Below are 13,989 nucleotides of genomic sequence, written 5' to 3' on the forward strand. Positions count from 1 at the left end.
CAGCACATGAGCAAGCCACGTCATTTGAAACTGGGAGCCATGGTCCATGGCGTCGGTCACGGCTGGGGCGAATGGCGCCACCCGCAGGCCCAACCGAATGCCAGCACCAGCTTCGGCTTCTACAAGCAGCAGACTGAATTGGCCGAAGCCGCCAAGTTCGACTTCGTGTTCATCGCCGACAGCCTGCATATCCACGCCAAGTCCAGCCCGCATTACCTCAATCGCTTCGAACCACTGACGATCCTGTCGGCACTCGCCGCAATCACCACACATATCGGCCTCGTCGCCACGGTGACCGTCAGCTACACCGAGCCCTACCAGGTGGCGCGCCAGTTCGCGTCCCTGGACCATATCAGCGGCGGTCGCGCCGGTTGGAACGTGGTCACCTCGTGGCTCAGCGGCACCGCCGACAACTTCGGCAAGGCCGAGCACCCGCCCCACGCCGTGCGGTACCGCATCGCCAAGGAGCACCTGGATACCGTCAAGGGCCTGTGGGACTCCTGGGAAGACGATGCCTTCACCTACAACAAACAGTCCGGCGAATTTTTCGCCCCAGGCAAGCTGCATGCACTCAACCACAAGGGCGATTTCTTCTCGGTGAAAGGCCCGCTGAACATCGCGCGTTCGCGCCAGGGCCAGCCGGTGATTTTCCAGGCCGGCACCTCGGAAGACGGGCGCAACTTCGCGGCGCAGAACGCCGATGCGATCTTTGTGCACGTGGACAGCATCGAAGAAGGCCTGGCCTATTCCCAAGACCTGAAACGCCGCGCCAAGGGCTTTGGCCGCGATCCGCAAAGCCTGTCGATCCTGCCGGGCATCCGCCCGATTGTCGGCCGCGACGAGGCCGAAGTGGAAAGCCGCTACCAGCAGGCCGTGGAGCTGGTCACCGTGGAAGATGCCATCGTCGCCCTCGGCCGCCCGTTCAATGACCACGATTTCAGCCAATACCCGCTGGACGCGCCGTTCCCGGAACTGGGGGACCTGGGGTCCAACAGCCAGAAAGGCGGCTCCGACCGCATCAAGCAACTGGCCAGGGACGAAGGCCTGACCCTGCGCGAAGTGGCCCTGCGTTTCTCGCGGCCCAAACGTGATTTTGTCGGCACCCCGGAACAGGTCGCCGATGCGATCCAGACCTGGTTCAAGCGCGGTGCCAGTGACGGTTTCATCATCAACTCGGTGCTGCCGGATGGCTTGCAGTACTTCACCGAACTGGTGGCGCCGGTGTTGCAACAACGCGGCCTGCTGCGCAGCGAATACAGCGGCCAGACCCTGCGCGACAACCTGGGCCTGGAGGTGCCGGTGAACCGCTACAGCGTCGCCGCCGAGGTTGAAGCGCAGCAAGAGGCGCTGGCATGAGCCAATCCTCGCAGCCCTCCTTGCGCTCCGTGGAAGTCGCCCACTTCGACGCCTTGCTCGAACGCCTCACCACCGAGCTGACCAGCACCGCCCATCTCTACGACGAGAGCGGCGCCTTCCCTCACGCCAACTTCAAGTTGCTGCACGAGCACGGCCTGCTCGCCCTCACCGTGCCCAAGACCCTGGGCGGCGGCGGGGCCAGCCTGTCCCAGGCACGCAAGGCGATCAGTGCGATTGCCAAGGGCGAGCCGTCCACTGCGCTGATCCTAGTGATGCAATACCTGCAACACACCCGCCTGCAAGACAGCAAGACCTGGCCCGCGCACCTGCGCAGGCAAGTGGCCGTAGACGCGGTGCGCAATGGCGCCTTGATCAACGCCCTGCGCGTCGAGCCCGACCTCGGCACCCCGGCCCGTGGCGGGCTGCCGGCGACCACCGCCGTGCGCACCGCCGAGGGCTGGCGCATCAGCGGGCGCAAGATCTACTCCACCGGCAGCCACGGCCTGAGCTGGTTCAGCGTGTGGGCCCGCAGTGACGACGCCGACCCGCTGGTGGGCGCCTGGCTGGTGCCCAAGGCCAGCCCCGGCGTGAGCATCATCGACACCTGGGACCACCTGGGCATGCGCGCCACCTGTAGCCATGAAGTGGTGCTCGACAACGTGCTGGTGCCGCTGGACCACGCTGTCAGCGTCAGCCCCTGGAGTGCGCCGGCGCCAGAGTTGGACCCCGAGGGCTTCCTGTGGATGTCAGTGTTGTTGTCCTCGGTGTACGACGCCGTGGCCCAGGCCGCCCGGGACTGGCTGGTGAACTGGCTGGAGGAGCGCCAACCGTCCAACCTCGGTGCGGCGCTGTCGACCCTGCCACGCTTCCAGGAAACCGTTGGACATATCGACACCCTGCTGTTTGCCAATCGCAGCCTGCTCGACGCTGCTGCCGAGGGCCACACCCCGGCCGCCAACGCCGCGCAATTGAAGTACCTGGTAACGAACAACGCGATCCGCGCCGTGGAGCTGGCCATCGAAGCCTCGGGCAACCCTGGCCTGTCGCGCCATAGCCCGCTGCAACGGCACTACCGCGACGTGTTGTGCAGCCGCGTGCATACCCCACAGAACGACGCGGTATTACAAGGTGTCGGCAAGGCCGCCTTCGCCCAACGCCACAAGGAGCGCACATGAGCCAGGTGATTATCGCCAGCCAGCTGGACGAGGATTACAACGAGGTGATCCGCCAGCGCCTGGCGTCGATCCATCCCGAAGCCCAGGTGATCGGGGTGCCCGTCGGGGTGCCCAGCGACCTGCCGCCCCAGGCGAATATCCTGCTGCTGCGCCCGATCAACGTGCGCGGCTACACCGCCCCGGACACTCCGCCACCCGGTTGGCCCTATGGCGCACAGTGGGTGCACCTGGTGTCGTCGGGCATCGACTTCTACCCGCAGTGGCTGTTCAACGGCCCTCCGGTGACGACATCGCGTGGCAGCGCCGCCGACAACCTGGCCGAATTCGCCCTGGCGGCGATCTTTGCCGCGTCCAAGCACCTGCCGGCCATCTGGGTCAAGGATGACCAGTGGCACTTCACCCCGCTGCGCCCGCTCAAGGGCACCACACTGGGCATCCTGGGGTTTGGAGCGATTGGCGAACGCCTGGCGCAGAAGGCCCTGGCCCTGGGCATCAGGGTGGTGGCGCTGCGTCAAAGCCCGGCGCCGTTCAGCGCAGGCGTGGAAGCCGCCAGGGACATCCACGACCTGTTCGCCAGAGCCGATCACCTGGTGGTGGCGGCGCCGCTGACCGAGGCCACGCGGCATATCATCAACCGCGACGTCCTCGCCAGCGCCAGGCCGGGGTTGCACCTGATCAACATCGCACGGGGTGGGTTGCTGGATCAGGAGGCGTTGCTGCAAGCGCTGGACAATGGGCAGGTTGGTTTGGCGTCGCTGGACGTGACCGAGCCGGAGCCATTGCCGCTGGGGCATCCGTTGTACACCCATCCGCGGGTAAGGCTGTCGCCGCACACCTCGGCGATTTCCACCCGCAGCAAGGAGGAAATCGCCGATACGTTCCTGGCGAACCTGGCGCGGTATGCTGCCAATGTTGAGCTGTACAACCGTGCCAATTGATCGCCGCTTACTTGATGCGGTAATGAAAGGTATTGCGCACCGCCGGCACCGCAACAGCCTTGCCATCGACGATCCTCGGCTGGTAACGGAAGGTATTCGCCGCCGCCAGTGATGGCCGCATGAACAGCGGATGGCAGCCGTCCAGCACCCTGGGGTTTTCCACGCGGCCCTGGGTGTTGACGGTGTACTCCACCGAACAATCGCCTTCGATGTTTTTGTCCAGGGCACGCTCGGGGTAGTCCGGCGCTTCCTTGCTCAAGGGCTGGTACTGGCGACTGTCGAACGCCGGTGCCGCAACCGGTGTCGCGGCCCGCGCTGTTTCAGCGGCCAGGCGCTGCTGGTCAGCACGCTGTTGTGCCTGCTCACGATTGTGCTGTTCAGTGGCCAGCCGTTGCTGCTCCTGCTGTTTTTCATCGACGCGTTTGCGCGCCAGGGCGGCCTTTTCGAGTTTGCGCGCCTGGATCTGCGGATCGAGCGTGGGCTTTACCGGTACGGGAACCGCGACGGGCTCCGGGGGTGTGACGGCCACCGGTTCAGGCGCTGGAGCTGGAGCTGGAGCTGTCGCCGCCGGCAGCATCACCAGTTGGGTACGCATCACCCTGGGGGCCTCCACTGGCGGTACTTCCGTGGACCAGCCAAGCATCAATGCGGCCAACACCCCCACATGCAGCGCCACCGCCAGGCTGGCCGCCAAACTGTTTCGCCAGAATCCGGAAGGCCTCCGGGAAGGCATCGTCAGCGTCGGACTGTGCATGATCATCGCCGTCATTGCGGGGCCTCGGTCACCAGCCCCAGGTTGCTCACCCCACCCTTCTGCAACACCGCCATGGCCGCGACCACACGGCCGTAACCGGCGTTATCGTCGGCGCGGATGTACACCTGGGTGTCGCTGCGCGCCGCCACCACCTGCATGACCTTGGCGCCCATTTCGTCGAGGGTCACCGCGCTGTCGGTCTGGTGCCGGGTGTCGAGTTCACCGCCGAGGTTCCAGTAGTAGCCGCCATCGGCCTTCACCGACAGCGTGAGGATCTGCTGGCGGGTGTCGGTGGCCAGTGCCTCGGCGGCGACCTTGGGCAGCTCGATCTTCACGCCCTGGGTGAGCATCGGTGCGGTGACCATGAAGATCACCAGCAGCACCAGCATCACGTCGATATAGGGCACCACGTTCATCTCGGCCTTGGGCCCGTGCTTGCGTTGCGGCCTTGCTAACATGAAATCGCTCCTGTTCAGGCGGCCACGGCCAGGTGGCTCGACGTGCCGCGCAGCGTGCGGTGCAGGCGTACTTGCAGTTCGTTGCCGAAGGCGTAGTAACGGGTGAGCAAGGTCTGGCCGCGTGCCGCAAAGCGGTTGTAGGCGATCACCGCCGGGATGGCCGCGAACAGGCCGATAGCCGTGGCGATCAGCGCTTCGGCGATGCCCGGCGCGACCGTCGACAGCGTGGCCTGCTGCACCTGGGACAGGCCGATGAACGAATTCATGATGCCCCATACGGTGCCGAACAGGCCGATGTAGGGGCTGACCGAACCCACCGTCGCGAGGAATTGCAGACCTTTTTCCAACTCGATTTCCTGCTCGGTGATCGCCACCTGCACGGCGCGCTCGACACCGTCCAGCACCGCCGGATCATGGCTGTGCAGGTGCTGGTATTCCTGAACGCCGGCGATAAAGATCGGCGCAATACCGCCCTCGCCCGCCTGCACGGTGTCGCGGTACAGCGGTTGCAAGTCCGGCGCAGCACGAAAGCGCTGCACAAAGCCATTCAACTGGCGCTCCAGGCGCCGCAGCACACTGCCGCGCTGGATGATCAGGTACCAACTGAGCAAGGAGGCCAGCAGCAAGGTGATCATCACCGCCTTGACCAACAGGCTGGCGTCGCTGATCAAGCCCCAGATCGTCATATGTTCCATCGTCGCGTGCATGGTGAAGCTCCTATTCGATAAAAAAGTGATGACCAGGTGATGACGGCTCAGGGCAACTTCAGCGCGCGAGTCACCTCGACCCAGGGCACCAACTTGAAGTTCTGGGTCTGCTCGGGCATGCGCTTGCGCCCGTCCTGCACCACCAGCATGCCTTGGCTCCACGGCCCGCCGAGGTTGAGGGCGGTGACTTCCAGGCCATCGGTTTCCGAGGCTCCATCGATCCCGGCCGGCGCATTCAGGCCGACGCGGAAGGCACCGTGGGTCGCGAACGGCGGCTCGGCATCCAGCACCAGGTAGCTGTCATTGCCCTGGCTGGAGATCACCAGGTAGTCGCGCTTGTCGCTCTGGTACAACGCCAGGCCCTCGACATCGGCGTGCAGCTGCGGGCCAACCTTGATCACGCTGGTGAGGGTGGCCGGCTGGTCGGCACGCGCATCCACCGCCCAGACACCGACGTCTTCTTCCCCGATAAACAGACGCTGGCGCTGGTCATCGGCCACGCAACCCTCGGGCTGGCTGTCGACCTTGAACTGGCGCACCAACTCGCCCTGCACACGACCATCCGGTGCGCTGAGGCGGTATTGCAGTAAGGTGCCGTCCTTGCCGTTGGCGATCGCGTAGATCTCGCCACTGGCGGGCTGGTACAGGCAGATACCGTAGATCTCCTTGAGCGGTGTCGGCACTTCACCGGCTTCGCGCAGTTCGCCGCTCTGGCGGTCAATGCTGAACAGGCTCAGGCTGTTGTGATCGCGATTGCTCGCCACGGCCAGGTCGACAGTCTGCGCGCCGAGCTTGAAGTCGGGGCGTACGTCGACATTGTTGAGACGGCCCACCGCCAGCTCCTGCAACAGCTTGCCGTCAAGGTCGTAGGCCAGCAGGCCCTGCTTCTTGTTGGTGCCGAGTACGCGGCTTTTTTCCGGTTGCGCGGGGTGAACCCAGATCGCCGGGTCATCCGCCGCGTCGCCCTGGCGACCGACCGGGTCGGTCTGGCGTACAGCGGCGACTTCCGGCAGTACCGGTCCAGCCGTCACGGGTTTGGCTTTCCAGTCAAGCCTGCCCTGGTAAAGCTTGCCATTGTCGTCATCGCGCACCAGCAGTTGCTGACCGTTGACGCTGAGTTGTTCCGGCTCCTTGAGGCCTGGCAGCGTCAGGCTCGATTGTTCGACCCAGCGCTTGCCGGTGTGCTGGAACAGGTGCAACTGGGCCGTCTTCGGATCGAGGGCGACCATCCCGCCCGGCACCAGCGCCATGGCGCCCGCTTCACGCCTGGGGTTGTCGAACAGCGCTACCGGCGTGCGCTTGACCTCGGCTTCCGGGTGCGCCGGGTAGGCCCACCAGCCGACGTTTTGTTCATTCACCACCAACTGATGGGTTGTGTCATCCACCTGGCAGAACTGCGCCGACGGCGGCAACGGCAGACCGCGTACGCGCTGGGGTTCGCTGAGCAGTGTGGCGCCATTGCCCACCAGCCATTGCTCGCCCTTGCCCTCTTCACCCACCAGGAACACAAACAGGTGGGCGGCGCCGTCACGATAAAGGCACAGGCCGTTTACCGGGTAGTCGCGAGCGGGCAGGTACAGCGGTGTGCCAAAGGTTTTGGCGGACGCGTCAAGGTTGATCAGCACGGCTTGCTGGCGGTCGTTGTCGAGGCTGGCGACCAGTACCTGGGTGCCTGCAGCGCGGGTGTCGAGGCTGCTGAAGTTGCCGTTGAAACGGGCGAGTTCGGTGCCTTTGGCGTCGAGCAGTTGCAGGCCGTTGCGGGTGCTGGCGGTGAGGCGCTCGGTGCTGCTCAGCACGGCCATGGCCTCGGCATTGAGGCTGGGTGCCCAAGGGGTCAGGGCCAGGTCCGTGGCCATTGCCGGCGCACAGAGGGTCAAGGCTATTAGTAGGTACAGCTTGGAAATCTTCATGTACGGCTCAATCCGTCAAAAACAATGGAGATCCAATGTGGGAGGGGGCTTGCCCCCCGATAGCAGTGTGTCAGTCAACACAGATGCCAGCTGGGCCACAGCCATCGGGGGCAAGCCCCCTCCCACATTGGAATGGAGGTGTGGGTTAGAAGTGGGTGAAGGTCAGGCCCAGCTTGTAGGTCGGGCCGTACTCTTCGTATTGGCCGTTGTAGCTGCGGTGGCCGGTGTAGACGAAGTACGACTCATCGGTGAGGTTCTGCGCTTCGAAGCTGACTTGCAGGTTCTTGGTCAGCGAGTAGCGCGCGCTGAAGTCGACAAAGGTCTGCGCGTCCACATGCAGGTCGTGGGCCTTGTCGTTGATCGACGCCAGCTCAAAGAGGTAGGCCGATTTGTAGTTGGCCGACAGGCGCAGACTGAGCGTGTCGTCTTCCCAACCGAGCATCAGGTTGCCGACGGTGTCGGACTGGTTGGGCAGGCTGATGTGGCGCTTGCGGTTCGTACCACTGGCACTGTCGAAACCTTCGATGTCGGCGCTGGAGCGGCTGAACGTAGTGTTGGCGCCGATCAGCAGGCCGTTCCACGGCGCGGGCAGCCAGTCGAATTTCTGTGAGTAGGCCAACTCCAGGCCGTAGAGCCTGGCGCTGTCGCCGTTGGCGTAGGTGTGGGCCTCGGCGAAGTTGGTCCAGGCGCCGGTGCCGGCCAGGTCGGTGTTGTAGACGAAGTTCTTGATGTCCTTGTAGAACACGAACGCCGAGACGGTGCCGGCGCGGCCCATGAAGTGCTCGATGCCCAGGTCCAGGTTGCTCGATTCCAGGGGCTTGAGGTCCGGGTTGCCGAAGGTGGCTTCGTCATCATCGATCACAAAACCCGGCGCCAACTGGCCAAAGGTCGGGCGGACCACGGACTTGGTCCAGGCCGCGCGCACCTGGGTGTTCTTGTCGATCTGGTAGCGCGCATGCAGGCCCGGCAGCCAATGGTGATAGCGACGCTGGGTGTCGGTCGGGGTGAACACGCCATCGGTGGCGCCGGTGCCCTTGGCTTCGAACTCGGTGCCTTCGTAGCGCAGGCCAGCGATGAAGCGCCAGTCGTCGATGTCGACGGTGTTCATCAGGTAGCCGGCGTTGATGTCTTCGCGAATGGTGAAGTCGTTGACCCGGGATTCGGTCTCGTCGTAGAAGTCCGCCGGGTTGAGGCCGCCTATCAGCTGCTTGATCGCGCTGGGGCTGATGCCGGGGCCGTAGCTGCCCAGGCGGTAGTCGACAGTGCCCTTCTGGAACTGGCTGAGATTGAGCTGGTCGGCAGTGAAGCCGAGGGTGTCGAAGTCTTTGTAGACCCAGGCCTCCAGGTCGTTGTCCTTGTTACGGCGGCTGACCTTGCCGCCAAATTTGACCTGGGACGCATAGCCGTTCAGGTCGTAGTCGCGGGCCAGGTCCAGGCGCAGGTTTTTCTCGGTGTCCTGGGTGTTCTGTTTTTCCCAGTCGACTTTGTCGAGGCTGAAGTTGCGCGCGTCGTAGAAGGCGCTGCCGATGATCGGGCGTGGCTTGTCCTTGTCATGGAAACCACTGTTGGCAAAGTCGCCGCCGTCAAAGGTGGCACCGGCGATGTGCGCCGGGCTGTCTTCGCTGGATTGGCTGAAGCCGGCCTGGCCGCTCAGGGTCCACAGGCCGAGCATGCGTTCGCCGCCGAATACGTAGGACTGGATTTCCTGGGTCTCTTCGCGGTTCTTCAGCTTGCGCTTGCCCTCGGCATCGCCCAGTTGGCCGGGGGCCTGCGGGTCGGCGAATTCGAGGCTGGTGGAGTTGCGGGTTTCGGTGTCTTTGTAGCGGCTGTAGAGAGTGCGCAGGTAGTAGCTGCTGAAGTCGTCGGGCTTGTAATCGAAGTTCAGGCCGCCACCGGCCCGTTCGCGGCTGATGTCGTAGTCACGCTGTTCGAACTCGTTGAGCCGGGCGCCGTCGGTGAAGTCCCAGGCGCCGCCGGTCTCGACGTTGTCCGAGCCGAAGTCGCGCTTCTGCCAGCTCAGCGCGGCGGCGACGCCGAAGTTGTCGATGCCGTCGCCGAGGCTGAAACGGTTGCTGGCCGCGCCGGAGAATTTGGGGCTGGTCTGGCTCGTGTTCTTGTCGTAGCTGGCCTCGGTGCTGCCGGTGTAGAACAGGCCCTTGTGGTCGAAGGCCGACAGGCTTTGCACATCGACGGTGCCGCCAAGGGAGTTGGCGTCCATGTCCGGGGTGAGGGTCTTGATCACCGACAGCGACTGCACCAATTCCGCGGGCAGCACGTCGAGGGCCACGGCGCGGCGGGCGCTCTCCGGGGCAGGCACCAGGGTGCCGTTGATGGTCACGCTGTTGAGGTCCGGGCCCAGGCCACGCACGCTGACGAAGCGCCCTTCGCCCTGGTCGCGCTCCACGCTGATACCCGGCAAGCGCTGCGCCGCTTCGGCGACGTTTTCATCCGGTAGCTGGGCCACGCCGTCGGCATGCACCACGCTCTTGATGCTGTCGGAATTGCGTTGCTCCTTGAGCGCCTGGTCGATGGCCGCTGCCTGGCCGACCACTTCGACGTGCTCAGTGTTGGCCGCCTCGGCCGCGTTGAGCCGCTCACTGGCAATCGCCAGGGCCAAGGCAGTTAGCGTAAAGCTGACGAGCCCGGTGCGCTTGTACATGCAATCCTCCCCAAGAGTCCGTTGGCGCCAGGCAAGAGGCCCGGCAACTGGGAGGGCACGCTAGGGGTGGGGGATGACGGTTCTGTGACAGAGTGTGGTAGGAAGGCCCGTAAACCGGGGGTTTGAGCAGGATCCTGAGTTGGAATGAGCTGAAATGACCTGTGAAGATCAACTGTGGGAGGGGGCTTGCCCCCGATAGCGGTGGTTCAGCCCATGGTTTCTCACTGACGCACCGCTATCGGGGGCAAGCCCCCTCCCACATTTTCTGCTTTTCATTGTCGACGGGATGAGCTGATTCGACCCTCCCCTACCGTCATGCAACCGTCACATCCATCTGCTGTGCTGGCGCCCACGACTGAACCTTGCAAGGACTCGCGGCCATGTTTTCCGTGCTCAAACCCCACCGCTGGAAACTCTCCCTGCTGCTGATCGCGGCCAACCTGGGGCTGATCCTGCACCTGGCCTGCGGCGAGTTGAAAAGCGTCAGCGAGTGGGCATGGCTGGATATCTTCGGCGAAGGCGGTTCCGCCCTGCTCGCCCTGGTCTGGCTGGGGCTGGTGCTGAAAAGCCGACCGGCCGGGCGCGTGACCAACTACCTGGCGCTGGGCCTGTCATGCATCTTCTTCTCCTGGTGGATCGACAGCCTCGACGAATTCATCCGCCTGCCCGACAGCATCACCTGGGACCACTGGCTGGAGTCCGGGCCGATGCCGGTGGGCATGATCCTGCTGACCATCGGCATCTACCACTGGCACCGCGAACAACTGGCGATCAGCGCACAGATGGAGAAACGCGAACGGTTGTTCCGCGAGCATCGGCTGTTCGACAAACTCACGCCCCTGGCCGGCGCCGACTACCTCAAGCGCCAGTTAGCCGACAGCCTGCAAGACAGCCAGACCCAGCAGCAACCACTGTCCCTGCTGGCCCTGGACCTGGATCACTTCGCCGCCATCAACCAGGCCTACGGGCATGCCGAAGGCGATGCGGTGTTGCAGGCCCTCAGCCATTTGCTGTTGCTCAACCTGCGTCGCCAGGACCTGCTGTGCCGCCTGGCCGGCGACCGTTTTGTGGTGCTGCTGCCCAACACCGGTGAGCGCCAGGCCAAGGAGCTGGCGCTGGAGTTGCAGCAGGCGGTGCGCGGCCTCGCACACAAGACCCGGCTGCACGGGGAACGCCTGCAACTGGTAGCGACCACCGCCGTGGTCATGGCCCTGGACGAGCCGCCCCAGGACTTGCTCAAACGCCTCAACCTGGCGCTGGCCAGGGCCAAGCAACCCCTGGCGAAAAGCGCCTGAGATGGCCGTGAAAACCAGCTGGTATGAAGCCGACAGCCGCTTCATACCAGGGCACTGCCAACCCGCCACGCTGATCGACCTGGCCTTGTCCCGGGACATCGACAGCCATCGCCTGCTGCGCGGCACGGGACTGTTTCACGAGGACATCCTGGCCGGTACGGCGCGGTTGAGCCCGCAGCAGTTTTTCGGGTTGATCGGCAACAGTCGCAAATTGCTCGACGCCGACGACAGCAGCTTTCTGTTCGGCCAGCGACTCCTGCCCGGTTATTACGGCGCGGCCAGCCATGCCCTGGGCCATGCACAGAACCTGCACCAGGCCCTGGAGATCCTGATCCAGCAACAGGTGCTGCTCAGCCCGCTGGTCACCTTGCACCTGGAACTGGATGCGCACCATGCCTACCTGTACTGGCGGGACAGTTGCGGCGCCGGCGAGCATTGGCGGTTTTTACTGGAAGCCAGCATGACCTCGCTGGTTGCCATGAGCCAGTGGCTCAGTGGCGAGCGCTTGCCGTGGGTGTGCTGTTTCAGTCATGCCGAACCGCGCTACATCGAGCAGTATTGGGTGCACCTGGGCGAAGAGACGCGCTTCGAACGGCCGCTGGATATGCTGAGCATCCCCCGCGAGTACCTCACCCGCGCGTGGCCGGGCGCCTCGGCCACCGCCGGCCAGGTCGCACGCCAGCAGGCCCGCGAACAGATCGAACAGCTGGGCTTTGCCAGCAGCTTTCTCGACTGCCTCTACGACTACCTGCGCGAACAGGTACGCCAACCGCCCAGCCTGGAACAGGCCGCGCAGGCCTTCGCCATGAGCCCGGCGACCCTCAAGCGCAAGTTGCACAAGCATGACACCGGCTTTCAGCAGCAGGTGGACCGCGTGCGCAAGCAGGTGGCGCTGCACCTGTACCAGGTCAAGGGCTACAGCAATGATGAAGTGGCGGCGTACCTGAACTTCAACGATGCGGCGAACTTTCGCCGTTCGTTCAAGCGCTGGACCGGCAGTACGCCCAACCTGATCCGCCAGCTGTTCAACAGCCGCTAGCCAGGCGTTCGCGCAGGAACTCCACCAGCGCCTGCACCGGCCGCGAGCTTTGCCGGTGCTGGGGGTACACCGCCGACAGTGTCAGGTCTTCGGGGGCGAACTCATCCAGCACCGTGACCAGGCGGCCATCCTTCAACGCCTCGCCGACGATAAAGGTCGGCAGGTAGGTCACGCCCAGGCCGGCGATGGCGGTATCGCGCAGCAAGTCGCCATTGTTCACGCGCATGCGCCCACTCACGCTCAGCGCCTGCAACTTGCCCTTGAAGCGCCACTGCACCTGGCGGCCATGGCCGTAGGGCAGGCAATCGTGGTCGGCGAGGTCATCGGGTTTCTGCGGCGTGCCGCGCACGGCCAGGTAGTCGGGGCTGGCGCAATACACCCGGGGGATGCTGGCGATACGCCGAGCGATCAGGGTGGAATCTTCCAGGGTGCCGATGCGCAAGACCAGGTCGTAGCCTTCGCCGATCAGGTCCACGGGGCGGTCGCTCAAGTCGACCTCCACCGCCACCTGGGGATGGCGCTGCAGGAACAACGGCAACAGACAACCCAGATGGGCCATGGCAAACGACAACGGCGCGCTGAGGCGAATGGTGCCGCGCGGTTCGCTGTTCTGGCCGGCAATGCCCTGCTCCACTTGCTCGACTTCACTGAGCAGGCGCAAGGCGGATTCGTAGTAACTCTGGCCGAGTGGCGTGACATCCAGGCGGCGGGTGGAGCGATTGAGCAGGCGTACGCCAAGGCGATCTTCCAGCTGGATCAGGCGGCGGCTGACGAATTGCTTGGACAGGCCCAACTGTTCGGCGGCGGCGGTGAAGCTGCCGGATTCCATGACTTGGCAGAACAGGCGCATGTCTTCGAAGGGGTTCATTGTCGCTTCTCGGTGGACATTTGGTGGTTTTTATAACGGGTATGTCGCCACACCACAAATCAAATGTGGGAGGGGCGGTGCGACGATTCGACTTGCCCCCGATGGCAGTGTGACTGACACACCGCTATCGGGGGCAAGTCGAATCGTCGCACCGCCCCTCCCACAGGGATCACCTACAGACTTGAGAGCCAGTTACTTGGTAAACGCCGAGTAGCTGTTCATCAGGTTGCGGTAGTTGGGGATGCGTGGCGACAGCAGGTTGGCCAGGCCTTCCATGTCGTTGCGCCAGTCGCGCTGCAGTTCGCAAGCCACGGCGAACCAGTTCACCAGTTGGGCACCGGCGGCGGTCATGCGCGCCCAGGCGGCTTGTTGTACGGTTTCGTTGAAGGTGCCGGAGGCGTCGGTGACCACGAACACCTCAAAGCCTTCCTCCAGGGCGCACAAGGTCGGGAACGCGACGCACACGTCCGTCACCACGCCGGCAATGATGATCTGCTTGCGGCCGGTGGCCTTGACGGCCTTCACGAAGTCTTCGTTGTCCCAGGCATTGATCTGGCCAGGGCGGGCGATGTACGGCGCGTCCGGGAAGAGTGCCTTGAGTTCGGGCACCAGTGGGCCGTTGGGACCGCTTTCGAAGCTGGTGGTGAGGATGGTCGGCAGGTTGAAGAACTTCGCCACATCGGCCAAGGCCAGGACGTTGTTCTTGAATTCGTTGGGGGAGAAATCCTGCACCAGGGAAATCAGGCCAGTCTGGTGGTCGACCAACAGTACAACGGCGTCATCTTTGTTCAAACGAGGGCTAGCCATGGTTCAACTCCTACGGGGGGATG

General features: G+C 64.2%; 12 protein-coding genes. 5 read left to right on the forward strand and 7 right to left on the reverse strand.

Annotation, left to right across the window (positions count from 1 at the left end):
- Positions 1-6 precede the first annotated feature (6 nt).
- From BM026_RS12200 to BM026_RS12210, 3 genes are read left to right on the forward strand one after another with little or no spacing between them, the layout of a single operon-like run.
- Entirely contained in the window at positions 7-1,356 is a 1,350-nt protein-coding gene (locus BM026_RS12200) for an LLM class flavin-dependent oxidoreductase (RefSeq protein WP_093513653.1), read from the forward strand.
- A complete protein-coding gene (locus BM026_RS12205) occupies positions 1,353-2,531 on the forward strand; it encodes an acyl-CoA dehydrogenase family protein (RefSeq protein ID WP_093513654.1) in 1,179 nt (392 codons plus the stop codon). The genes BM026_RS12200 and BM026_RS12205 overlap by 4 nt, the downstream gene beginning before the upstream one ends.
- A complete protein-coding gene (locus BM026_RS12210) occupies positions 2,528-3,469 on the forward strand; it encodes a D-isomer specific 2-hydroxyacid dehydrogenase family protein (RefSeq protein WP_071490100.1) in 942 nt (313 codons plus the stop codon). Before BM026_RS12205 ends, BM026_RS12210 begins: the two co-directional genes overlap by 4 nt.
- 7 nt (positions 3,470-3,476) lie before the next feature.
- On the opposite strand, the gene BM026_RS12215 is transcribed toward BM026_RS12210, so the two are convergent.
- From BM026_RS12215 to BM026_RS12235, 5 genes are all read right to left on the reverse strand, one after another.
- Positions 3,477-4,238: an energy transducer TonB gene (locus tag BM026_RS12215; RefSeq protein WP_093528680.1), complete on the reverse strand. Its 762-nt coding sequence runs from the start codon at positions 4,236-4,238 to the stop codon at positions 3,477-3,479.
- Positions 4,235-4,681 carry a protein TolR gene (tolR, locus tag BM026_RS12220; protein WP_071490102.1) on the reverse strand — a complete coding sequence of 149 codons (447 nt, stop codon included), beginning with the start codon at positions 4,679-4,681 and terminating at the stop codon, positions 4,235-4,237. Before tolR ends, BM026_RS12215 begins: the two co-directional genes overlap by 4 nt.
- 14 nt (positions 4,682-4,695) lie before the next feature.
- Positions 4,696-5,388 (reverse strand): protein TolQ, encoded by a 693-nt coding sequence (gene tolQ, locus BM026_RS12225; RefSeq protein WP_092245680.1) that lies wholly within the window; start codon positions 5,386-5,388, stop codon positions 4,696-4,698.
- A 47-nt stretch (positions 5,389-5,435) separates the two neighbouring features.
- A complete protein-coding gene (locus BM026_RS12230; RefSeq protein ID WP_093528683.1) occupies positions 5,436-7,298 on the reverse strand; it encodes a phytase in 1,863 nt (620 codons plus the stop codon).
- Between the two features lie 145 nt (positions 7,299-7,443).
- A complete protein-coding gene (locus BM026_RS12235; protein WP_092245685.1) occupies positions 7,444-9,957 on the reverse strand; it encodes a TonB-dependent receptor in 2,514 nt (837 codons plus the stop codon).
- 380 nt (positions 9,958-10,337) lie between these two features.
- On the opposite strand from BM026_RS12235, the gene BM026_RS12240 reads away from it, so the two are divergent.
- Together BM026_RS12240 and BM026_RS12245 are read left to right on the forward strand one after the other, a co-directional pair.
- On the forward strand, positions 10,338-11,252 hold the full coding sequence (locus BM026_RS12240; protein WP_093126833.1) for a GGDEF domain-containing protein: 915 nt from the start codon (positions 10,338-10,340) through the stop codon (positions 11,250-11,252).
- 1 nt (position 11,253) lies between these two features.
- Entirely contained in the window at positions 11,254-12,291 is a 1,038-nt protein-coding gene (locus BM026_RS12245; protein WP_092245691.1) for an AraC family transcriptional regulator, read from the forward strand.
- Here BM026_RS12245 and BM026_RS12250 read toward each other — a convergent pair.
- Positions 12,278-13,159 (reverse strand): LysR family transcriptional regulator, encoded by an 882-nt coding sequence (locus tag BM026_RS12250; RefSeq protein WP_093528686.1) that lies wholly within the window; start codon positions 13,157-13,159, stop codon positions 12,278-12,280. The genes BM026_RS12245 and BM026_RS12250 overlap by 14 nt on opposite strands.
- 192 nt (positions 13,160-13,351) lie before the next feature.
- Positions 13,352-13,966: an isochorismate family cysteine hydrolase YcaC gene (gene ycaC, locus BM026_RS12255; RefSeq protein ID WP_071490108.1), complete on the reverse strand. Its 615-nt coding sequence runs from the start codon at positions 13,964-13,966 to the stop codon at positions 13,352-13,354.
- Positions 13,967-13,989: the final 23 nt, after the last annotated feature.

The sequence above is a fragment of the Pseudomonas sp. NFPP24 genome (assembly GCF_900112095.1).
GTDB classification, from domain to species: domain Bacteria; phylum Pseudomonadota; class Gammaproteobacteria; order Pseudomonadales; family Pseudomonadaceae; genus Aquipseudomonas; species Aquipseudomonas extremorientalis.